Source organism: Alitiscatomonas aceti, from assembly GCF_025567195.1.
GTDB lineage: Bacteria > Bacillota > Clostridia > Lachnospirales > Lachnospiraceae > Alitiscatomonas > Alitiscatomonas aceti.
This window is the reverse complement of the sequence record NZ_JAOQJF010000008.1, coordinates 1-23,379: the sequence shown is the minus strand read 5'-3', so window position 1 is coordinate 23,379 and position 23,379 is coordinate 1. Positions and strand designations below refer to the sequence as shown.

At 53.7% G+C, this 23,379-nt stretch carries 17 protein-coding genes and 1 other annotated feature; of the genes, 12 read left to right on the top strand and 5 right to left on the bottom strand.

Annotated features, from left to right (window positions below; translation table 11 throughout):
• Nucleotides 1–15: 15 nt before the first annotated feature.
• Nucleotides 16–1,356 (bottom strand): branched-chain amino acid transport system II carrier protein, encoded by a 1,341-nt coding sequence (gene brnQ / locus OCV69_RS05610; RefSeq protein WP_158358233.1) that lies wholly within the window; start codon nucleotides 1,354–1,356, stop codon nucleotides 16–18.
• A gap of 46 nt (nucleotides 1,357–1,402) precedes the next feature.
• Between brnQ and OCV69_RS05605 the strand changes: the two genes are divergently transcribed.
• Nucleotides 1,403–1,588 (top strand): hypothetical protein, encoded by a 186-nt coding sequence (locus OCV69_RS05605; protein ID WP_215654976.1) that lies wholly within the window; start codon nucleotides 1,403–1,405, stop codon nucleotides 1,586–1,588.
• Nucleotides 1,553–1,787 (bottom strand) — a binding site (T-box leader). It overlaps the preceding gene by 36 nt.
• Before the next feature lie 90 nt (nucleotides 1,788–1,877).
• Here the strand turns inward: OCV69_RS05605 and OCV69_RS05600 are convergent.
• The gene (locus OCV69_RS05600) at nucleotides 1,878–3,197 is read right to left on the bottom strand and encodes an aspartate kinase (RefSeq protein WP_158358229.1); all 1,320 of its coding nucleotides are present in this window, start codon (nucleotides 3,195–3,197) and stop codon (nucleotides 1,878–1,880) included.
• Nucleotides 3,198–3,226: 29 nt separating this feature from the next.
• Entirely contained in the window at nucleotides 3,227–3,889 is a 663-nt protein-coding gene (gene lepB, locus OCV69_RS05595; protein ID WP_022274443.1) for a signal peptidase I, read from the bottom strand.
• 228 nt (nucleotides 3,890–4,117) lie between these two features.
• Between lepB and glgB the strand changes: the two genes are divergently transcribed.
• From glgB to OCV69_RS05575, 4 genes are read left to right on the top strand one after another with little or no spacing between them, the layout of a single operon-like run.
• On the top strand, nucleotides 4,118–6,619 hold the full coding sequence (gene glgB / locus OCV69_RS05590; RefSeq protein ID WP_158358227.1) for a 1,4-alpha-glucan branching protein GlgB: 2,502 nt from the start codon (nucleotides 4,118–4,120) through the stop codon (nucleotides 6,617–6,619).
• Nucleotides 6,619–7,452, top strand: a complete 834-nt coding sequence (locus OCV69_RS05585) for a mechanosensitive ion channel family protein (RefSeq protein ID WP_022274445.1) — start codon at nucleotides 6,619–6,621, stop codon at nucleotides 7,450–7,452. Before glgB ends, OCV69_RS05585 begins: the two co-directional genes overlap by 1 nt.
• A 34-nt stretch (nucleotides 7,453–7,486) precedes the next feature.
• Nucleotides 7,487–8,038: an HD domain-containing protein gene (locus OCV69_RS05580; protein WP_022274446.1), complete on the top strand. Its 552-nt coding sequence runs from the start codon at nucleotides 7,487–7,489 to the stop codon at nucleotides 8,036–8,038.
• Complete coding sequence (locus OCV69_RS05575; protein WP_158358225.1) at nucleotides 8,035–9,201, top strand: polysaccharide deacetylase family protein; 1,167 nt, start codon at nucleotides 8,035–8,037, stop codon at nucleotides 9,199–9,201. The genes OCV69_RS05580 and OCV69_RS05575 overlap by 4 nt, the downstream gene beginning before the upstream one ends.
• A gap of 265 nt (nucleotides 9,202–9,466) precedes the next feature.
• Here OCV69_RS05575 and ggt read toward each other — a convergent pair whose 3' ends face one another.
• Nucleotides 9,467–11,083 (bottom strand): gamma-glutamyltransferase, encoded by a 1,617-nt coding sequence (ggt, locus tag OCV69_RS05570; protein ID WP_158358223.1) that lies wholly within the window; start codon nucleotides 11,081–11,083, stop codon nucleotides 9,467–9,469.
• 17 nt (nucleotides 11,084–11,100) lie between these two features.
• Complete coding sequence (locus OCV69_RS05565; RefSeq protein WP_158358221.1) at nucleotides 11,101–12,276, bottom strand: M20 metallopeptidase family protein; 1,176 nt, start codon at nucleotides 12,274–12,276, stop codon at nucleotides 11,101–11,103.
• Nucleotides 12,277–12,507: 231 nt separating this feature from the next.
• Between OCV69_RS05565 and OCV69_RS05560 the strand changes: the two genes are divergently transcribed.
• From OCV69_RS05560 to OCV69_RS05530, 7 genes are all read left to right on the top strand, one after another.
• Nucleotides 12,508–14,787, top strand: a complete 2,280-nt coding sequence (locus OCV69_RS05560) for a RelA/SpoT family protein (protein ID WP_158358219.1) — start codon at nucleotides 12,508–12,510, stop codon at nucleotides 14,785–14,787.
• Between the two features lie 70 nt (nucleotides 14,788–14,857).
• On the top strand, nucleotides 14,858–15,493 hold the full coding sequence (locus tag OCV69_RS05555; RefSeq protein WP_215654962.1) for an MBL fold metallo-hydrolase: 636 nt from the start codon (nucleotides 14,858–14,860) through the stop codon (nucleotides 15,491–15,493).
• Between the two features lie 2 nt (nucleotides 15,494–15,495).
• On the top strand, nucleotides 15,496–16,953 hold the full coding sequence (gene hemZ / locus OCV69_RS05550) for a coproporphyrinogen dehydrogenase HemZ (RefSeq protein ID WP_158358217.1): 1,458 nt from the start codon (nucleotides 15,496–15,498) through the stop codon (nucleotides 16,951–16,953).
• Nucleotides 16,954–16,988: 35 nt separating this feature from the next.
• Nucleotides 16,989–18,254 (top strand): histidine--tRNA ligase, encoded by a 1,266-nt coding sequence (hisS, locus tag OCV69_RS05545; protein WP_022274452.1) that lies wholly within the window; start codon nucleotides 16,989–16,991, stop codon nucleotides 18,252–18,254.
• A gap of 16 nt (nucleotides 18,255–18,270) precedes the next feature.
• Nucleotides 18,271–20,070: an aspartate--tRNA ligase gene (gene aspS / locus OCV69_RS05540; protein WP_022274453.1), complete on the top strand. Its 1,800-nt coding sequence runs from the start codon at nucleotides 18,271–18,273 to the stop codon at nucleotides 20,068–20,070.
• Between the two features lie 755 nt (nucleotides 20,071–20,825).
• The gene (locus OCV69_RS05535; RefSeq protein WP_022274455.1) at nucleotides 20,826–21,503 is read left to right on the top strand and encodes a response regulator transcription factor; all 678 of its coding nucleotides are present in this window, start codon (nucleotides 20,826–20,828) and stop codon (nucleotides 21,501–21,503) included.
• On the top strand, nucleotides 21,500–23,044 hold the full coding sequence (locus OCV69_RS05530; RefSeq protein WP_334307928.1) for a sensor histidine kinase: 1,545 nt from the start codon (nucleotides 21,500–21,502) through the stop codon (nucleotides 23,042–23,044). Before OCV69_RS05535 ends, OCV69_RS05530 begins: the two co-directional genes overlap by 4 nt.
• The last annotated feature ends 335 nt before the right edge of the window (nucleotides 23,045–23,379 follow it).

Below are 23,379 nucleotides of genomic sequence, written 5' to 3'. Positions count from 1 at the left end.
GCCGCAGCGTATTTCCTACGCCGCGGCCTCCGTTTCGTTCTGGGAAACACGGCGGCTGCGGAGCCGGTATGCCAGATGGCTCATCAGAGCCGCAGCAGCGGCTGCACCGGCCCAGCCCAGTCCCAGGGAATAAAGCGGGAACGTATGGCAGAGGTCGGAGAGGAAGCCCAGAGGCATGTGCATGTTGTAATCCAGGCAGTAAACGCAGCTTACGATACCGGTGACAGTGATGACAGCCGGGTACATATACGGATTTTTTCCCAGCTTTTCATCCAGGAGTCCCAGGATGATGAGGACGATGGATACCGGATAGATGGCGTTTAACACCGGTACGGAGATCCCAAGGATCGTATTTAAGCCCTGGTTGCAGACCACAAAGGAGAAGCCGGCGATCAGGTACACCCACTGCCTGTATTTCAGACGGTCAGTGAGGGAAGAGAAAAACTGGGAGATGGAGGTGATGAGCCCCACACAGGTGGTCAGGCAGGCCAGGGTGAAGATGGCGGCCAGAAGCACGGCTCCCACGTCTCCGAACAGCTGTTTTACAATGAGGCGGAGCACCACAGCCCCGTTTTCCGGGATGGCATAAACGGCAGAGCTTTTCATTCCCATATAGGATAGCATCAGGTACACTGCGGAAAGGATGGCTCCGGCAGCCAGACCGGCGCGGGTGGTGTAATGGATCAGATCGTTCTTTTTCTCAACGCCCAGGGACCGCAGGGTGGTGGCGATCACAAGGCCGAAGTTTAAGGCTGCGATGGTGTCCATGGTCTGGTAGCCTTCCAGGAAGCCCTTGACCATGGGGTTCGCCTGGTAGTCCGCCTGGGCGGCGGCAACTCCGGCGTCGCCGCGGAGAACAAACTGGACAAACAGGAAAAGAAGAAGGAGCAGAAGGCTGGGAGTCAGGAATCTGCCGATCCTTTCCATCAGCTTGCTGGGGGTCAGGGCCAGCCATCCGGCGGTCAGGAAAAAGACCAGGGAGTACAGCAGCATAAATACAGGGAGGGGGGCTCCAGAGGGAAGATACGGAGCCACGGCCATCTCAAAGGGGACTGAGGCGGCGCGGGGGATCCCAAGGCCTGGTCCGATGGAGAGGTAGATCAGGATCGTGAACACCACAGCAAAGCGGGCGTCTACCTTACGGGCCAGCTTATCCAGACCGTCAAATTTTGCCACAACGATGACGCCGAGGACTGGAAGGATCACGGCGGTGATCAGAAAGGCCGCGATGGCAAAGGGCATTTTTTCCCCGGCGTTCTGTCCCAGGAACGGCGGGAAGATCAGATTTCCGGCTCCGAAAAACAGGGAAAACAGCATAAAGCTCATCAGGACCAGTTTTTTCTTACTCAGTTTCATAACATTTCCTCCTGGATACTCATTTCTGCCCATGGCGCGCTTTTCCATGAAACAGGAAAGAATTCTGCTCTTGCAGGATTCTCCGCCTGCGGCGGGTCGCATTTGCGACGAAATTCCATACCGCCGCAGTGCGATTCTGCACGAAGTGCTTTTTTATTTGATAGGAATTTCCTATCAAACAAAAAAAGCCGTCCTCATAAAGGACGACTTTAAAATCGTGGTACCACCTTAATTCTCAAGCACAGCTTGACTCTTATACCGCATCAGACAATGCGTATCACCGATAACGTGGCTTAACCCCGGCGCACCTACTTCGTTCAGATTGCTTCTCAGAGATGATTTCACCGTTCCGCTTCAATGACAGTTTCCACCAGCCACTGCCTCTCTGGAAGATCCACGGACGACTACTTGTTCTCGTCAGATGAATTTATCATGTTGACACCGAGTATAGCACAGCCAGATGGCTTTTTCAAGGGCTTTTCCAAAAATATTTCCGTTATTTTGCACAAAAAGCAACTGGATTATAAAGCGGTTTTCACAAAAACATCATAGATGGCCCGGATGGCGTTTTCAAAATCCTCATCCCGGATCCCGATGATCACGTTCATTTCCCGGGAGCCCTGGTCGATCATCTTCACATTGATGCGGGCATGGGAGAGGGCTGCGAAGATCCTGGCGGCGACGCCCAGATTGGAGCGCATGCCCCGTCCTACTATGGCGATCAGCGCCAGATCGGATTCCAGATCGATGGAATCTGGATGGACTGCCCGGTGGATGCCGGAGATGATGGCCTGCTCCCGTTCCTGGAATTCGCTCTGATGGACGTATACGGTCATGGTATCGATCCCAGAGGGCAGATGCTCAAAGGAGATATTGTTTTTTTCAAGGACCTCCAGGACCTTTCTCCCGAATCCGATCTCTGAGTTCATCATGGCCTTATCGATGACGATGGAGCAGAAGCCCTTCTTTCCGGCCACGCCGGTGATGGTGTAGGAGGGCTTTTTGCTGGTGCTCTCCACGATCATGGTCCCAGGATCCGAGGGGCGGTTGGTGTTTTTGATATTGATGGGGATCCCTTCCTTGCGCACCGGGAAGATGGCGTCCTCGTGGAGCACGTTGGCGCCCATGTAGGACAGCTCTCTGAGCTCCCGGTAGGTGATGGTCTCAATGGGGGCGGGATCCTCCACGATCCTGGGGTCGGCCACCAGGAAGCCGGAAACGTCGGTCCAGTTTTCATAAAGGTCGGCGTGGAGGGCGCGGGCCACCAGAGAGCCGGTCACATCGGAGCCGCCTCTGGAAAAGGTGGCGATGGAGCCGTCGGGCTTTGAGCCGTAAAAGCCGGGGATCACCGCCTGCTTCATGGAAGCAAGCCGGGCCTCCAGCTCGTCGTTGGTCTTTTCCGGTAAAAATACGCCGTTTTCATCAAAAAAGACCACGTCTGCGGCGTCCACAAAGGGGAAGCCCAGGTAATGGGACATGATGATGCCGTTTAAATATTCGCCCCGGGATGCAGCGTAGGCCCTTCCGGCTTTATTTTTAAAATTTTCTTCGATGGTGTCAAATTCAAAGTCCAGGTTAAGGTCCAGATCCAGGCCGTTTATGATATCGTCGAACCGCTTTTTGATCTGGTCCAGGATCCGCTTATAGCTCTGTCCCGCAGCGCAGGCCTCATAGCACTGATATAGGAGGTCTGTGACCTTTGTATCCTTTCCGTCCCGTTTCCCAGGGGCAGAGGGGACCACATAGCCTCTGGCCTTATCTGCATCGATGATGGCTTTTACTTTTTTGAACTGTCTGGCGCTGGCTAAAGAGCTGCCGCCGAATTTAACTACTTTTTTCATAATCGATTCTGTCTCCTGTATATGTCGGCTTAATGTATGATCTTGGGGGTGGGGAAGTATTCAAATAAAACCTTGGCCACCAGCTTGTCTTTGGAAATGTAGGGGTTTTTCCAGTATCTGGCATCTGCGGAAAAATTCCGGTTGTCTCCCATCATGAAATAGCAGTCCTCGGGGACCTCAAAGTGCATGGTCTCTCCCTGGTTCATCTCTTCCGCCAGATAAGGCTCCTCCAGAGGCGTTTCAGACCCGTTTAAATACACCTTATCATCGATGATGTCGATGACGTCTCCGGGAAGGCCGATGACCCGCTTCACATAATAAACGGTCTTGGCCCGTTTTCCCAGCTCATAGCCGCAGGCCGGGCAGACCGCCGGGTCCTCGCCCTCACCAATGGCCGTACATCTGGGGCACTGCCAGCCGAATACGAAAATGGCCACGTCCCCGCGTTCCGGATCGGCGAACTTATAGTGGAGCCTGGAGCCGATGACGCGGCTGTGGGCCATAATGGTGTTTTCCATGGAACCGGTGGGGACCTCGCTGTTGGCAATGACGAAGGTGGTCAGCACGAAGGCGATGACAGCTGCGGATACTAACACCTGGATCCAGCTTATGAGCTCCGCCTTCCAGCCGGTTTTTGGCTCCTTCTTTTTCCGGCTTTTGTTCTGGTCTAATTCTTTGTTTTCATTTTCCATATTGATCAACCTCGTGAATTCCTGATAATGCAGTGCACAAAAATGCAATATATTGAGTTTAGAATACTTTTTCAAGTTTCGCAAGGACTTTTAGAAAAACATAAGAAAAAAATATGCGGAGGAGGGTTATGGCTTGTATCAGGAACGGGAAAATGGTAGAATGAGGGTATCGGATTCACAGATATCTGGAAAGGGATTATGAAATATTCTGGAAACAGGGGGCGTTTTATGGAAAAAATATTATATGATCAGATGGACTGGGCGGGGATCGAGGAGATCGTATATTCAGAGAGCAGCGATCCGGGAAGACTCCTGGGGGCCCATGTGGTAAAGGAAGGGCTTCTGATCCAGGCGTTTCTTCCGGGGGCAAGGACCGCGGCTGTGAAGCTTGGAAAAGAGAAATTTCCTATGGAAATGGCTGACGAGGCCGGCTGGTTTGCCGTGCTTTTTGAGGATAAAAGGGAGCTGGAGCCATACACGCTCATAGCCGGATATGAGGACGGGACAGTGGCCGAGACCGAGGACCCGTACAGCTTTCGGTTCCGCTCCAGGTTTAAGGACGAGGAGCTTAAAAAGCTGGAGGCTGGGATCTATTACGATTCCTATGAAAAGCTGGGAGCCCATCCAGTGTCTGAAAACGGGGTCAGAGGCGTTCATTTTGCAGTCTGGGCGCCCGGGGCCATGCGGGTCAGCGTGGTGGGAGACTTTAATATGTGGGACGGAAGACGCCACCAGATGATCCGTCTGGGCGGCTCCGGCGTCTATGAGCTTTTTATTCCTGGAGTAAAGCCGGGAGACCTTTATAAATATGAAGTCAAGACCAGGGCCGGAGAGCCCATGCTGAAGGCCGACCCTTACGCAAATTATGCGGAGCTGCGGCCCGATACGGCGTCAGTGGTCTGGGACCTGGGCCGTTATAAGTGGAGCGATAAGGAGTGGATGGACCGAAGAGCAAAGACCGATACGAAGACAGCGCCCATGTCGGTCTATGAGGTACATCTGGGCTCCTGGATGCGGAAGCCGGCGGAGCTGGATGAAAACGGAGAGGAAAAGAACGGCAGCCAGTTTTATAATTACCGGGAGACCGCAGAAAAGCTGGCTTCCTATGTGAAGGAAATGGGCTATACCCATGTGGAGCTTTTGCCGGTGATGGAGCACCCCCTGGATGCCTCCTGGGGCTACCAGGTAACCGGCTATTATGCCCCCACCAGCCGCTACGGGACCCCCGACGATTTTAAGGCCTTCATGGACCATATGCACAAAGAGGGGATCGGCGTGATCTTAGACTGGGTCCCGGCCCATTTCCCCAGGGACGCCCATGGCCTGGCCTCCTTTGACGGCACCTGCCTGTATGAGCACCTGGATCCGCGTCAGGGTTCCCATCCCCACTGGGGGACGCTGATCTACAATTACGGGAGACCCCAGGTGTCCAACTTCCTGATCTCCAACGCCCTGTTCTGGGCAAAGGAGTACCATGCCGACGGGATCCGTATGGATGCGGTGGCCTCCATGCTGTATCTGGATTACGGAAAGAACGCCGGAGAATGGGTGGCCAACATGTACGGCGGCCATGAAAACCTGGAGGCTGTGGAGTTCTTAAAGCATCTGAATTCTGTATTCCATAAAGAGGCAAAGGGAGCGGTCCTCATTGCAGAGGAATCCACGGCCTGGCCCCAGATCACGGGAAATGTGAAGGAAGGCGGCCTGGGCTTTGATTATAAGTGGAATATGGGCTGGATGAACGATTTCCTGGGATATATGCAGTGCGATCCCTATTTCCGGAACCAGCACTACGGAGAGCTGACCTTCAGTATGCTCTACGCATACAGCGAGAACTTCGTCCTGGTGTTCTCCCATGACGAGGTGGTCCACGGAAAAGGCTCCATGGCGGGAAAGATGCCGGGAGATACCCAGGAAAAGAAATTTGCAAACCTGCGGGCCGCTTACGGCTTTATGACAGGCCATCCGGGGAAAAAGCTTTTGTTCATGGGCCAGGAATTTGGACAGATGGACGAGTGGAATGAAAACCGGAGCCTGGAATGGGAGCTTTTGCAGTATCCGGTCCATAAGGAGATGCAGGAATATGTGAAGGCGTTAAACCATTTATATACGACCCAGCCGGCTCTTTACGAAATGGATTATGAGCCCGAGGGCTTCGAGTGGATCAACTGTACCTACAATGACGAAAACATCGCCATCTTCATCCGGAAGACGAAGCGGCCCGAGGACACCCTGCTCTTTGTCTGCAACTTTGTTCCCGTGGCTCATGAGAAATTCCGGGTGGGCGTGCCCTTTGCCGGAAAATATAAAGAGATCTTAAACAGTGATTCTGTAAAATTTGGCGGAACGGGTGCAACAAATCCCCGGGTCAAGGCATCTAAAAAAGAGGAGTGGGATGCCAGGGAGCATTCGATCTCCATTACCCTGCCGCCTTTAGGCATCTGCGTGTTCCAGTGTACGCCGGTGAAGGAGGAGCCGAAGAAGGAGACGGGTAAAAAAGCTGCCGGGAAAAAGGAGACCGCCGGAGCAGCCAGGAAAAAGACTGCCGGGGAAAAGCCTGCGGCAGCGAAAAAGCCGTCCCGGACTCCCGGACCGGTGGAGGCCGCTGGAAAGAAGGCAGCAGATGCTCTGGACAGGATCTCCCAGAAGGTGGGCGGCCTGATCAAAAAGACGGCCCAGTCCGGAGGGCAGCAGGAGAACAAAGAATCTGTGCATAAGGAGGAACGCTGATGCTGAAGATCCAGATCATGGACATGCTGCTTCCCTGGCTTCTTAAGACCGGCGGGAAGCTCCTGATCACCGTTTTGATCGCCGTCATTGGCTATAAGGTCATCCGCGCCATAAGAAAGGGCGTCGGAAGGTCCATGGAGAAGGCTGGTCTGGAGGTCACACTGAGGAAGTTTCTGGACGCGCTTTTATATGCCGTGCTCATCGGGCTCCTGGTGTTCATGGTGGCCGAGGAGCTGGGGATCAAATCCTCCTCCCTGGTGACCATTGCCGGAGCCGTGACCCTGGCCATGAGCCTTTCCCTTCAGAATACCATGGCAAACTTTGCCGGAGGCGTTCTGGTGCTCTTTTTAAAGCCCTTCAAGGCAGGAGACTATATCGTCACTAAGGATGGGGAGGGGACCGTGGAGTCCATCGGACTGGTCTATACGACCCTTCTGACCATTGAAAACAAAAGGATCGTGATCCCCAACAGCAGTATCTCCAATTCTCCCATCACCAACAGCACGGGAGAGGAAAAAAAGAAGCTGGTCTTAAACATCGGCATCGGCTATTCTGCCGATCTGAAAAAGGCAAAAGAGATCCTCAGACGGCTGTTTGAGGAGCATCCGGCCATCCTTAAGGAGGACGGGATCCTGGTGGTGGTGGACAGCCTGGGTGAGAGCAGCGTAAACTTAAGCGTCCGGGGCTGGACCCTGACGGAGGAGTACTGGACCGCCAGATGGGAGCTGACGGAAGCGGTGAAGCTGGCCTTTGACGAGGAGGGGATCGAGATCCCGTACAATTACCTGAATGTTCATTTAACTGAGAAACAAAAACAGTCCGGCCAGGCCTGACAGCCGGGCGGAGATTCCAGGGGAGGGAACAGCTATGGTAAAAAAGGCGGCAGAATTTGCCAGGAAGGTACATGAAGGGAAGCTTCGGAAGGGCAGTATGGTCCCGTATATCGTCCATCCCTTTGAGGCGGCTGTGATCGTTTCCGGGATGACCGACGATCCGGAAGTCATCAGCGCCGCCCTTCTCCATGATGTGATCGAAGACGCCGGGATCTCCTATGAGGAGCTGAAAATGCAGTTCGGGTCCCGGGTAGCCGACCTGGTGCTGGCAGAAAGCGAGGACAAATCCAGGACCTGGAAGGAGCGGAAAAGCGCCACCATTGAAAAGCTCAGATCGGCAGGACGGGCGGAAAAGCTCATCTGCCTGGGAGACAAGCTGAGCAATCTAAGGAGCACTGCCGCGGACATGCTGCTCCGGGGCGACGGCGTCTGGCAGAAATTCCGGGTCACAGATAAAAATGAGCACGCATGGTATTACCGCGGCGTATTTGAACAGCTTGGGGAACTGAAGGAAGAACTGGCATATCAGGAATCTGTCTCCCTGCTCCACAGAATATTTGACCAGGAGGAAGAAAAAGACCAATGAGAAAACTGAAGAAATTTTTACTGGGAGCCGCCGCCCTGTTCCTGGGCGTGACCGGAACGGCGGCCGCCTCCTTTCCAGCCTATGCGGACGGAGCCATGGGGGCCGTTTACAGGGCCCATATCCATGGCCGCGGTTGGACAGATATGGCAAAGGATAATACATATGTAAACGGCCCGAAGGATACGTACGTGACGGCAGTCGCCGCCTCCCTGGAGAACCAGCCCGAGGGCATGACCGGCACCATTGCCTACCAGGTGAACTTAAGCGGCTCCGGCTGGATGGACTGGCAGGAGAACCTTGGAGAGGCCGGGGCCACAGACACCGACAAGCCCCTGGAGGCTGTGCGGATGCAGCTCACAGGCCAGCTTTCCGAAAATTATGACCTTTACTATTCCGTCCTTCAGAATGGAGCCTGGACAGCTCTGGTAAAAAATGGCGAAACCGCCGGAACAGAGGGCCAGGGACTCCGGGTGGACGGTATCCGCATTGCAGTGACCGGAAAGGACGCAGGACTGCCGCCGGAGGGGACTCATATGGGCCGGTACATCGACCCATCGAAGCCCATGGTGGCCCTGACCTTTGACGACGGGCCCTCGGCCCATACGGCCAGGATCTTAGACTGCCTGGAGGCCAACGATGCCAGAGCTACCTTTTATATGGTGGGAAACCGTATGGGAACCTACCAGTCCACAGTAAAGCGCATGGTGGATATGGGCTGCGAGCCGGGCAGCCACACCTGGGACCACACCTATATCACGAAGCTGTCCCAGGAGGGGCTGTTTGCCAATCTGAACCGGCTGGACGACACGCTCCAGTCCATTGCCGGAGTGCGTACCGTGACCATGCGCCCGCCGGGAGGCTTTGTAAGCGACAATGCAAAGCAGAATTTGGCAAAGAAGGGCGTTCCCGCCATTCTCTGGTCCATCGACACCCTGGACTGGAAGACGAAAAATGCCCAGAATACCATCAATGTGGTGTTAAGCAGCGTAAAGGATGGTGACATCATCCTGATGCACGATCTCTACGGTACATCCGCTGACGCAGCGGTGGTCCTGATCCCTGAGCTTAAAAAGCGGGGCTACCAGTTGGTGACGGTCAGTGAAATGGCATCGTTACGCGGCGGCATGACGCCGGGACAGGTATATCACAGCTTCCGTCCATAGGAAAAAGAATGGGAGCATGAGAGACCGCAGACGGTCCGCTTATGACGGGAGCTGCCAGGATCCGTTCCGGCAGCTCTGCCTTAAGGGCGGCCTGGTCTGCGGCCTTTTTATATAGGGAACCGGCAGAGCCCAGTCCCAGGAGCAGCAATAGAAGCCAGAAGACGGCGTGCTCGGGCAGTCGTTTCAAAAAAATCCCCCCATATCCAGGTCTGATAGTACAGGATATGCGGGGGATCTTTCTTTTATGCGGACAGCGGGCCTGCCGCTACCACACGGCCACAGTGCCGTCGGTCCTGGGCTCGGTGGCTCCGCAGAGGGTGCCGTCGTCGTCTCTTAAGATGATCTGGCCGCGGCCGAATTCCAGGCTGTTGACCGGGATGGTTATGTCATGGCCGGTACGGGTCAGCTTGTCAGCCATCTCGCTGTTATAAAGGCGCTCCAGGGAGATCTTCTTTTCTCCGGTCCACATCCATCTGGGGGCGTCCAGGGCCTCCTGGGGATTCATATGGAAGTCGATCATATTGGTCAGCACCTGCACATGGCCCTGGGGCTGCATAAAGCCGCCCATGACGCCGAAGGGGCCCACGGCCTTTCCGTCCTTGGAGAGGAAGCCGGGGATGATGGTGTGGTACGGCTTTTTGCCGGGAGCCACACAGTTTTCCATGGTCTCGTCCATGGTGAAGTTATTGCCCCGGTTGTGGAAGACGATGCCTGTGCCCGGAAGGACGGTACCGGAGCCAAAGCCGCAGTAGATGGACTGTATGTAGCTGATCATGTTGCCGTCGCCGTCAGCTGCATTTAAGTAGACCGTATCGCCGCAGTAGGGAGTTCCGGGCTTGGGCTCCAGGGCAGTGCTTCCGATGAGGGCCCGGCGCTTTGCCGCATAGTCCCTGGATAAAAGCTGCTCCACCGTGGGCTTCATGGCTCTGGGGTCGGCTACATACCGTTTTCCGTCAGTGAAGGCAAGCTTTAAGGCCTCCATGATCTTATGGGCCGTTTCCGGATCGTCGTGGCCTGCGGAAAGGTCCATGCCCTCCAGGATATTTAAGGCCATGAGGACAACGATGCCGTGGCCGTTGGGCGGGATCTCCCAGACGTCATAGCCTCTGTAATTGGTGGTGATGGGCTCCACCCACTGGGCCTTGTAGGCGGCCAGGTCCTCTTTTCTCAGATAGCCGCCGGTCTTTCTGGAATAGCTGTCGATGGCGTCGGCAATGGCTCCCCGGTAGAAGGATTCGCAGTTGGTCTTTCCAAGCTCCTCCAGAGTTTCGGCCATGCCCTTATACTTAAAGATCTCACCGGCTCTGGGAGCGCGGCCGTCGATGGTGAAATCCGCTGCCCAGGCCTCGTAAAATTCTGGGGATAGCTCCTTTTTAAAGGACTCGGCCAGACGGTTCCAGAGTGCAGATACCACGGGAGATACGGGGAAGCCGTCCCGGGCATAGGAGGCGGCAGGCTCCAGGATCTGGGAGAGGGACAGCTTTCCAAAGCGTTTGTTGATCTCCGCCCAGCCGGAGGTGACGCCGGGGACTGTAACGGCTCCCCAGCCGTATTTGGGCATTTCTGTGTATCCGGCCTGTTTTAAGGTATCTACGCTTAAAAGAGCGGGAGCCGGGCCGCTGGCGTTTAAGCCGTAAAGCTTTCCTTCGTGCCAGATCAGGGCAAAGCCGTCGCCGCCCATATTGCAGGACATGGGCTCCACCACAGCCAGACAGGCGGCTGCGGCCAGGGCTGCGTCAAAGGCGTTTCCGCCTTTTTTGATCATATCCAGGCCTGCCTGGGCAGCCAGGGGTTGGGAGGCACAGACCATTCCCCGGCGGCCGTAGACAAGACGGCGGCGGGACGGATAGCGGTACTGGAGCGGGTCAAAATGAAGATCCATGAAATTTCCTCGCTTTCTTAATTGAGATAGTCTCTTACAAACTGTACCAGCACGGCGGTTCCGGCGGCGATACAGTCTTCGTCAAATGTATTTTTGGAATTGTGGATCCCATGTCTGGTATTGGGATCACTGTTTCCCGAGCCTAAGCGGAACTGGGCGCCGGGAGCGTATTCCGGGAACAGGCAGGAGAAGTCCTCGGAGCCCAGGGAGGGGCTGTCGAAGGTGAAGATCCGGTCTGCGCCGATGGTCTTTTCTGCGGCCGCTGCCACCAGATCGACGACAGTATCGTCGTTGACCAGAGGCGGCATACCGTCGCCCCAGGTGATCTCGCCCTTTCCGCGGAGGGTCTCCGCTCCCAGGGTCACGATCCGTTCCACGGACTGCTTCATGGACTCCCGAAGCTCCGGCGTCAGGGTCCGGAGGGTTCCCTGCATTTCCACAAAATCCGGTACGATATTGGCCGCCTTGCCGCCCTGGATGTTTCCGATGGTGAGGACGGCGGAGGAGATGGGATGGTTTTCCCTGGAAACGATGGTCTGGAGCTGGGTCAGCACATAGGCGCTGATCATTACCGGATCCACGAAATTTTCCGGGTGGGCCCCGTGGCCGCCTTTTCCGCTGATCTTAATATGGAAGAAATCGTTGGAGGCGCATCCAGGCCCTTTCTTTAAGGCAATGGTCCCGGCGTCGTATTCCGGAGACACGTGGAGGCCGATGAACACATCGGGCTTTGCGGCCCTTGTAAAATCACAGTCGATGAACTGCTTTGCACCGCAGCCCTTTTCCTCGGCCGGCTGGAAAAGGAACATGACGGTTCCAGAAAGCTCGTCCCGGATCTGGGAAAGGACCCGCGCACAGTATAAAAGCACAGTGGTGTGGATATCATGACCACAGGAATGGCAGACATTGGGAATTTCGGATGCAAATGGGAGCTCTGTCAGCTCCGGCATGGGCAGGGCGTCGATATCCTCCCGGATGGCCACGGTCTTTCCGGGCTTTTTGCCGCGGAGGATGCCGAGCACTCCGGTCTTTAAGCCGATCTCGGCTATCTCAATGCCGTATTCCGTCAGCTTTTCCCGGATCAGCTTCGTGGTTTCAAATTCTTCATTGCTGAGCTCCGGATGCTGGTGGATATGACGGCGGATAGCGGTCATTTCTTCATTCAATGGCAGGACCAGTTTCATGGTTTCCATAGGAGTTCCTCCTGTTTCGTTTGAATTTTCCAACATGTTTTTATTTTAAAACAGAATGCGGGAAAATACAATCCAAATTGCATGAAACATGGGGGAGCCGTCCCGGGGCCAGAAACCTGTTGCAATTTGCGACAAAAAATTTTATAATAAAATTTAATATTATCATGGGCATGATGTGGATACGGGGAATTGGGAGATCCTGGAGGCCCGGGTGAGGGAAGGTGTGAGCGTATGGAAGAAAAACTGAAAAGCATAGAAGTGGAACTGGAGGCTCCGGCGGATTTTACCAGTCCCGACGTGCTGTATGAGGATCTGGTAAAGAGCATACGGAAATATCATCCGTCTGACGATCTGGGCATGGTGGAAAAGGCGTATCAGATCGCCCGGGATGCCCACAAGGACCAGAAGAGAAAATCCGGGGAGCCATATATCATCCATCCCCTCTGCGTGGCGATCATCCTGGCGGACCTGGAGCTGGATAAGGAATCCATCATCGCCGGTATCCTCCATGACGTGGTGGAGGATACGGTTCTGACCGAGGAGGAGCTGGCGGCGATCTTCGGAAAAGAGGTGGCCCTGCTGGTGGACGGCGTCACAAAGCTGACCCAGCTGTCCTGGTCTGCCGATAAGGTGGAGATGCAGGCGGAGAACTTAAGAAAGATGTTCCTGGCCATGGCCAAGGATATCCGGGTCATCCTCATTAAGCTGGCGGACCGCCTCCACAACATGCGGACACTTCAGTACATGAAGCCGGAGAAACAGAAGGAAAAGGCCAGAGAGACCATCGAGATCTACGCGCCTCTGGCGGACCGTCTTGGTATTTCCAAAATAAAGATCGAGCTGGACGATCTGGCGCTGAAATACCTGGAGCCGGACGTTTATAATGATCTCCAGGAAAAGATATCCCTGACCAGCGAGGCCAGACAGAATTTCATCGACGAGATCATCCAGGAGATCAGCACCCACATGAAGCATGCGGAGATCGAATGTGAGGTCAGCGGCCGGGTGAAGCACTTCTTTAGTATTTATAAGAAGATGGTGAACCAGAACAAGACCCTGGACCAGATCTACGATATTTTTGCAGTGCGGATCATTGTGGATACGGTGAAGGACTGTTATGCGGCCCTGGGTGTGATCCATGAAATGTACAAACCCATTCCGGGCCGGTTCAAGGACTATATCGCCATGCCAAAGCCCAATATGTACCAGTCCCTGCATACGACCCTGATCGGGAACAACGGCCAGCCCTTTGAGATCCAGATCCGGACCTTCGAGATGCACCGGACGGCAGAGTACGGAATCGCGGCCCACTGGAAGTATAAGGAAAGCGGCAGTGGTCACATTGCAGCCGGAGACGAGGCCAAGAAGTTAAGCTGGCTGAGACAGATCCTGGAGTGGCAGCAGGATATGTCGGACAACAAAGAATTCCTAAGCATGCTAAAGAGCGATCTGGACATGTTCTCCGACAACGTTTACTGCTTTACGCCCAACGGCGATGTGAAGGCCCTGCCCAGCGGCTCCACGGCCATTGATTTTGCCTACGCCATCCACACGGCTGTGGGAAATAAGATGGTGGGCGCCCGGGTCAACGGGAAGCTGGTGAACATCAACTATGTGATCCAGAACGGAGACCGGATCGAGATCATGACCTCCCAGAATTCCAAAGGCCCCAGCAGGGACTGGTTAAACCAGGTCAAGAGCAGCCAGGCGAAGAATAAGATCAATTCCTGGTTCAAGCAGGAGCGGAAGGCCGATAACATCGTCAAGGGCCGGGAGCTGATCGACCGGTACTGTAAGGCCAAGGGGATCAACTTTGCCGATATCAGCAAGCCCGAATATATGGATAAGGTCTTAAAGCGCTATGCCTTCCAGGATTGGGATTCGGTACTGGCCTCTGTGGGCCACGGCGGCTTAAAAGAGGGCCAGGTCATCAATAAGATGGTGGAGGAACGGGAGAAAAAGCTGAAGCGGGAAGTGACCGACGCAACGATTCTGGACACCATTGGAGACAACAACCGGGCGGCTGTGGTGCCCATGCGCGGAAAGAGCAAAAGCGGCATCGTGGTCAAGGGGATCCATGATCTGGCAGTGCGCTTCTCCAAATGCTGCAACCCGGTGCCGGGAGACGAGATCGTGGGCTTCGTGACCAGAGGCCGCGGCGTTACCATCCACCGGACCGACTGCATCAATGTGCTGAACCTGCCGGAAATGGAGAGGAACCGGCTGATCGACGCCGAATGGCAGGCGGAGGAGGATGAGAAGGGAACGGCCACCTATGCCACTGAGATCTCCATTTATGCCAATAACCGGATCGGTATGTATGTGGATATTGCCAGGATCTTCACAGAGCGGGAGATCGATGTGACCAATATGAACGCCCGGACCAATAAGCAGGGTAAGGCCACCATCACCATGTCCTTTGATATCCACGGAACAGAAGAATTAAATACTCTCATGGCCAAGATCCGCCAGATCGACGGGGTCTTAGACATCGAGAGGACCACAGGCTGATAAAAATACGGGGAGTCTGCCACGCCAAACGGCCGGCGGACTCCATCATCTTTGAAAGGGAAAGAAAACAATGAGCGGAATTTGCGTAAAGAATCTGACAGTGGGAATGGTAGAGACCAACTGCTGCCTGGTCTATAATGAGGAGACAAAACAGGCGGTGATCGTGGATCCGGGCGATGCAGCAGATGTGATCCGGGAGGAATGCCGGAAGCTGGAGCTTTCGCCGGAGCTGATCCTTCTGACCCACGGCCATTTTGACCACATTATGGCGGCAGAGGAGCTTAAGAAGGAATGGGGAATTAAGATCTGTGCCTGTGAAAAGGAGCTGGAGGTCTTAAGAGACAGCAAAAAGAACCTGATGATGGATTATTACAGAAAGGATTACACGCTGGAGCCGGATCTGACGGTCTGTGACGGAGAGACCTTTGAGGCCGCGGGCGTGACCTGGAAGGTGATCGAGACCCCTGGCCATACCATCGGCTCCTGCTGCTACTATATCGAGTCTGAGGATCTTCTGTTTGCGGGCGACACCCTGTTCCGCACCTCCTACGGCCGGGTGGATCTTCCCACCGGAGACGCCATGTCCATGCTGGCCTCGGTGAAGAAGCTTTTAACGCTTCCGGAGACGGTGAAGGTATATCCGGGCCATATGGGCGTTACCTCCATTGAATATGAAAAGAAGCACAATCCCCTGGCGAGGTACTAGAAATGATCGGAATTTTACTGAATGATGCTTCCTATGAGCAGGACATCCGGGAGCTTTTAATGGCGTTCTATCCAGGAGAGGGCTTTGCCCATGAAAGGACCGGGGGCGTGGACTTTTATGTGGAAGGAACGTATGAGCCGGAGTCCGGCACATTTTCCCTGGATATCCTGGAAAATGAAGAGAAAAAGGCGGGAGCGGCATTTCCCGTCTCTTATGAGAACCGTCTGGAAGCCAAGACTGCCATCAAGCGGGAGCTTTACGGCCTTCTTTCTGTCCGTACCGGAAAGACCCTTCCATGGGGGACCCTTACCGGGATCCGTCCCACAAAGATCGCCTTAAGCCGGCTGGACCAGGGCGTTCCGGAGGAAGAGATCCGGGAATTCATGGAAAAGACCTACCTGACCAGCAACGGGAAGATCGATCTGAGCCTGGAGATTGCGGAGCGGGAAAAGGAGCTCCTGAGCCATATTGACTACGAAAACGGATACAGCCTGTATGTGGGGATCCCGTTCTGTCCCACCACCTGCCTGTACTGCTCCTTTACCTCCTACCCCATCGGGGCCTGGGAAAAGAAAATGGACCAGTACCTGGCCGCTCTTTTTAAGGAGCTGGATTATGTGGCGGAGACCATGAAGGGACGCACCCTGGATACGGTCTACTTCGGGGGAGGAACGCCAACGGCCTTAAAGGCAGAGGAGCTGGATGCCATCCTCACCCGGATCGGGGAGCGGTTCGATCTTTCTTCTGTGAAGGAGTTTACAGTGGAGGCCGGACGGCCCGACAGCATCACTGAGGATAAGCTGAAGACCCTGCGGGCCCACGGGATCTCCAGGATCTCCATCAATCCCCAGACCATGAAGCAGTCCACCCTGGATCTCATCGGCCGCCGCCACACGGTGGAGATGGTGAAGGAAAAATACCGTCTGGCGAGAAGGCTGGGCTTTGATAACATCAACATGGATCTGATCATCGGCCTGCCGGAGGAGGATATAAACGACGTGCGGGCCACTATGGAAGAAATAAAGGAGCTGGCCCCCGACAGCGTTACGGTCCATTCCCTGGCCATCAAGCGGGCTGCCAGACTCAATATCTTTAAGGAACGGTATGCGGACTTAAAGATCGAGAACACCCAGGAAATGATCGATCTGACGGCAGAGTACGCCAGATCCATGGGCCTGGTGCCCTATTATCTGTACCGCCAGAAAAACATGGCCGGCAATTTTGAAAATGTGGGCTACGCGGCCCCGGATAAGGCGTGTATCTACAACATCCTCATCATGGAGGAAAAACAGATCATAGTCGCCTGCGGGGCCGGGACCACGACGAAGGTGGTATTCCCTGCGGAAAACCGTCTGGAGCGGGTGGAGAACGTCAAAGATGTGGATCAGTATATCGCCCGCATCGACGAGATGATCGGAAGAAAAGAAAAGATGCTTGAAAAACTGGATGGGCTGTCGTAAACTTACCATCAGACATAAAATATGGAGGAACGAGTATGGCGTTAAAGAAAAAGCCGGTGACCGGCATGAAGGATATCCTGCCCCAGGAAATGCAGATCCGCGATTATGTTCTGAACCAGATCAAGGAAACGTACCGCGGCTTCGGATTCTCTTCCATTGAGACTCCCTGTGTGGAGCACATCGAAAACCTGTTAAGCAAGCAGGGGGGAGACAATGAAAAGCTGATCTTTAAGGTATTAAAGAGGGGCGAGAAATTAAACTTAGAGGCAGCAGAAACAGAAAATGACCTGGCAGACAGCGGCCTGCGCTACGATCTGACGCTCCCGCTGTCCAGATACTATTCCAACAACGCGGCCAATCTGCCGTCGCCCTTTAAGGCGCTCCAGATCGGAAGCGTATGGAGGGCAGACCGCCCCCAGAAGGGCCGTTACCGCCAGTTTGTCCAGTGTGACATCGACATCTTCGGCGACGCCACCAGCCAGGCGGAGATCGAGCTGGTGCTGGCGACCACCACAGCTTTAAAGAAGATCTGCCCCAACAACCAGTTTGAGGTCCGTATCAACGACAGGAAGATCCTGCGGGCCATGGCCGTTTACAGCGGCTTCCCGGAGGAGGACATTGAAAAGGTGTTCATCACCGTGGACAAGATGGACAAGATCGGCGTGGACGGCGTGAGAGCGGAGCTGGTGGAAAACGGATATTCCGAAGAAACGGCGGATAAATACCTGGAGCTTATGGGACAGGTGACAAATGACGCCGATGGAGTCCGCCGTATGGGAGAGATCCTTTCAGGCGTACTGGAGGACGGTGCAGCTGAAAATCTGGCGGAGATCATGGATACGGTCATGAGCGTGTCCGGCGGAGGCTTCGGACTGAAATTCGATCCAACCCTGGTCCGCGGCATGGGCTATTACACCGGCACGATCTTTGAGGTGGCCATGGAGGGCTTTGGCGGCTCTGTGGCCGGCGGCGGAAGATATGATAAGATGGTGGGAAGATTCACAGGCATGGATACACCGGCCTGCGGCTTTTCCATCGGCTTTGAGCGGATCGTGGGGATCCTCATGGACGCCGGCTTTGTGGTTCCGGAAAAGAATGCCAGAGAGGCCTGGATGTATGAAAAGGGCATGGGAATGGAGCGCCTTTCTGAGATCCTTAAGGAGGCCATGGCTGCCCGGGCAGAGGGAAAGACGGTTCTGGTGACCCAGATGAATAAAAATAAGAAGTTCCAGAAGGAGCAGCTGGGAAAAGAAGGCTATACGGAGTTTAAGGAATTCTATAAAGAGGAGTTAAAGCGTTAAGCAGGAGGAGAATATCATGGCAGAATCAATGGCAGGCTTAAAGCGTTCCTGCCGCTGTACGGAGGTTACAGAGGCAAACGTGGGCCAGGAGCTGACCCTTATGGGCTGGGTCCAGAAGAGCAGAAATAAAGGCGGCATCATCTTTACAGATCTGAGAGACCGCACCGGGATCATCCAGATCATTTTTGAGGAAAGCGACTGCGGAGCCGAGAGCTTTGCAAAGGCAGAGCGCTTAAGAAGTGAGTTTACCATCGCGGTGACCGGCGTGGTGGAAAAGCGTTCCGGCGCGGCCAACGAAAACTTAAAGACCGGTTCCATTGAGGTACGGGCAAGATCCCTGCGGATCCTTTCCGAATCCGAGGTTCCGCCGTTCCCCATTGAGGAAAACAGTAAGACAAGGGAAGAGGTGCGCTTAAAATACCGGTATCTGGACCTGCGCCGTCCGGATCTCCAGAGAAACATCCTGGTCAGAAGCCGTGTGGCCACCATGGTGCGCCAGTTTTTAGCAGATGAGGGATTTTTAGAGATCGAGACCCCCACCTTAATTAAGAGCACGCCGGAGGGAGCCAGGGACTATCTGGTGCCCAGCCGTGTGCATCCGGGGAACTTTTATGCCCTTCCCCAGTCTCCGCAGCTCTTAAAGCAGCTTTTAATGTGCTCTGGATTTGACCGTTATTTCCAGCTGGCCCGCTGCTACCGGGACGAGGATCTCAGGGCTGACCGCCAGCCGGAGTTTACCCAGATCGACATGGAGCTGTCCTTTGTGGATGTGGAGGACGTGCTGGATGTAAACGAGAGGCTTTTAAAGAAGATCTTCAAGGAGATCTGTGATTTTGATGTGCAGCTTCCCATCCAGAGAATGACCTGGAGAGAGGCCATGGACCGCTTCGGCTCAGATAAGCCGGATCTGCGGTTTGGAATGGAGCTTAAAAATGTGTCCGACGTGGTAAAGGACTGTGAATTTGTGGTGTTTAAGAGCGCCCTGGAAAACGGCGGTTCTGTCCGCGGCATCAACGCAGACGGCCAGGCCGGCATGCCCAGAAAGAAGATCGACGCTCTGGTGGAATACGCCAAGGGCTTTGGGGCCAGGGGACTGGCCTACCTGGCCATCCATGAGGACGGCTCCTATAAGTGCTCCTTCGGAAAGTTCATGAAGGAGGAGGAGCTGGATGCCCTGGTAAAGGCCATGGACGGAAAGCCGGGAGACCTGTTATTCTTTGCCGCCGACAAGGATAAGGTGGTATTCGACGTTCTCGGAAACCTCCGTCTGGAGCTGGCAAGACAGCTGGATCTTCTTAAGAAGGATGACTTTAAGTTCCTGTGGGTGACTGAGTTCCCGCTTTTAGAGTACTCAGAGGAAGAGGACCGGTATGTGGCCATGCACCATCCGTTCACCATGCCCATGGAGGAGGATATCCCCCTTCTGGACAGCGATCCGGGCGCAGTGCGTGCAAAAGCATACGATATCGTGTTAAACGGAACAGAGCTGGGCGGCGGTTCTGTGCGTATCCATCAGGGAGATATCCAAGAGAAGATGTTTGAGGTCCTGGGCTTTACGCCGGAGCGGGCCAACGAGCAGTTCGGCTTCCTTCTGGATGCCTTTAAATACGGCGTTCCGCCCCATGCCGGCCTGGCCTACGGCCTGGACCGTGTGATCATGCTGATGGTGGGAGCCGACAGCATCCGCGACGTGATCGCTTTCCCGAAGGTAAAGGATGCCTCCTGTCTGATGATGGAGGCTCCGTCGGAGGTGGATGTGAAGCAGCTGGAGGAGCTTCATATCGCTGTGGTTCCGGAGGAGAAGGAACAGGAATAAAGAAGAATAAAGAGGGCATCGGCAGCCGCCGGTGCCCTCTTATTTGGTTAGTGGGAAGAAATAGCTGTCCTGTTACACTTCCGGATGGAAGGTCAGAAGGAGCGGAAAAGAAAATACAGGATCATCAAAACGAATACGATCTTTACACTGTTATATATAAGCGTACTATGTTTAGAATTGCGGACCTTTTCCAGTACATATATCTGGATGGATATCATGAGGAAATAGCGTATCACATCCAGAACGGTCGGAAGGATGGAGAGGGGGAAAACAGGATACCGGGGTCTTGTGTGAATAGAGGAAATAATCCCCAGGGCCAGGGCCGCTATAAAAGCTTTTTAATATTTTGGCTGCATTGAAAACTCCTATTACTGCAATTCGCTGTTTACAAGGTTATCTGGTAAAAAGGACTATTCTCCCGTCCATCCAGCCCAGTATTGAGATCCGCTATATCCACTTACGGCCACAATTTATCACTTTGATGTATTCGTACCTTTATAGTTTTTTATAAGAATCAATAAAAACGGTTTATATGAATGCAACAGGAGAAAAAGATTATCTAATATATATATAATACATTGAAATATAAAGAAAATCAATGGATTAAAACGATAAATTCAAAAAACTTTCTGAGAGAACCCCACTTATTCTAAAGCGGCCCCTGGCTTTGTGAAACTTTAGTGAACTGATGGTATTTTACCGGTCATTCTGCTAGAATACAGGTAGAAAAGGAAACGAACAAGGAAGGTGGAAAAATGGATGCTGTTAAGGTTCTGATGGTGGACGACGAGGCCAGGATGCGAAAGCTGGTAAAGGATTTTCTGGCCATCAAGGGATATAAGGTGATCGAAGCAGAGGACGGGGAGCAGGCGGTGGATATCTTTTTTAAAGAAAAGGATATCGGTCTGGTGATCCTGGACGTGATGATGCCGAAAATGGACGGCTGGGAGGTATGCCGGACCCTCCGCCGCTATTCCCAGGTGCCGATCATCATGCTGACGGCCCGGTCCGAGGAACGGGACGAGCTTCTGGGGTTTGAACTGGGAGTGGACGAGTATATTTCCAAGCCCTTCAGTCCAAAGATCCTGGTGGCCCGCATAGAGGCCATTTTAAGGCGGGGAAATGCCGGAACGGGAGAGATCCTGGAGGCAGCCGGGATCCGGGTGGATAAAGACGCCCACGAGGCCAGTGTGGACGGCCAGCCGGTGGATCTGAGCAATAAGGAATTTGAGCTTCTGACATATTTTATGGAAAACCAGGGGATGGCCCTGTCCAGGGAAAAGATCCTGAACAATGTGTGGAATTACGATTATTTCGGCGACGCCAGGACCATCGACACCCATGTAAAGAAGCTTCGCAGTAAGTTAGGAGAAAAGGGTGAGCTCATAAAGACCATCTGGGGCATGGGATATAAGTTTGAGGTGAACGCATAATGAAATCCATACGGACACGGATGACGGTGATCTTTGTGGGCCTTATGATGGCCATGATCGCCGTGATCTGGGGGATCAACAAATGGTATCTGGAAAAATACTATATAACTGAGAAGGTGGAGTCCATTGAAGCGGCCTACGATGCGTTCAACTGGCAGCTGGAGTCCAACGCAGAGCGAGGCATCTCCATCCAGGAGGCCATGAAGCGGGAGCAGGATGCAGACGGAAACATAAAGGAAGGAAATCTCCAGAAGCTGTTCCGGGATTTCAGCGACAAGGCCAATGTTTCCATGCTGATGATCGACAACAGCGCCGATTCATCGGCAGTCTATTCCACAGCCAGGGACGCGAAATTTTTAAGGGACCGGATGGAGCGGTATATTTTTGGAAAAAACCATATGGACGTAAAGGTGCTGGAGGAGAATGAAGCCTATACGCTCCAGGTCACCTTCGACCCGTGGAGAGACGGCAGCTATCTGGAAAGCTGGGGCTTTTTTTCGGACAACAGCACAGCTTTCATTATGAGCACCCCTCTTTCCAGCATCAGCGAGAGTACCATGCTCTCCAACCGGTTTCTGGCTTATGTGGGCATCTTTGCCGTACTGATCGGCGGGATCGTGGTCTATTTTGTGGCAGGACGGCTTACGGTCCCCATTAATCAGCTTTCCAGGCTTTCGGAAAAAATGTCCCAGCTGGATTTTGACGCCAGATATGAACCGGAGAAGGGGGAGTATACAGAGATCGGGGTCCTGGGAAAGAATATGAATACGCTGTCCAGGCGCCTTAGGGATACCATCGGTGAGCTGAAATCTGTCAATAACCAGCTTCAGAAGGACATTGAGGAGAAGACACGGATCGACGAGATGCGAAAGGAATTCATTGCCAACGTATCCCATGAGCTGAAAACGCCCATTGCTTTGATCCAGGGCTACGCAGAGGGCCTCCAGGAAGGCATGGGCGAGGATAAGGAGAGCCGGGATTATTACTGTGACGTGATCGTGGATGAGGCCGGAAAGATGAATAAGATGGTAAAACAGCTTTTGACCCTGTCATCTCTGGAAAGCGGCAGCGACCGGACGGTCATGGAACGGTTCGACCTGACTGAGCTGATCCAGGGCGTCATCAATTCAGCGAGGATCATGGTCCAGCAGGCGGAAGCAGAGGTGAAGTTTGAATGCAGCGGCCCGGTGTGGGTCTGGGCAGATGAATTTAAGATCGAAGAAGTGGTGACCAACTATCTGAGCAATGCCATCCATCATGTCGGCGGGGAGAAAAAAATCGTGATCCGCATTACGAGAGATGGAGATAAGGTCCGGGTATCTGTATTTAACACGGGAACGCCGATCCCAGAGGAGGCGCTTCCCAACCTGTGGACGAAGTTCTATAAGGTGGATAAGGCAAGGACCAGAGAATACGGCGGGACCGGCATCGGTCTTTCCATTGTGAAGGCCATCATGGATGCCCATCATGAATCCTGCGGCGTGGAAAACTGGGAAAATGGAGTGGAATTCTGGTTTACATTGGACGGCAGCAGCCAGTAAAAAGGACAGGCGGCATATCTTGTGTTCCGCACAGGATGTGCCGCCTTATCTTGTATATACAAAAGGAACAGAAAAAAGAAACGTGAAAAACACAAAAAAATGAAAAAAGGTGTTGACATTTGGCAGAACATCTGGTATTCTAATACCCGTTCCAAGCGACCGGGACAGACTTCTGAAAGAAACCCAAGGGTTTCGGAAAGAAATCAAAAAGAAATTTAAAAAAGTTCTTGACAAACAGAACGCAGCGTGATATACTAAATAAGCTGTCGCTGAGAAAGACAAGAACAGCACAGAACCTTGAAAACTGAACAGTATGTAAAACCCTGAAAATTCTT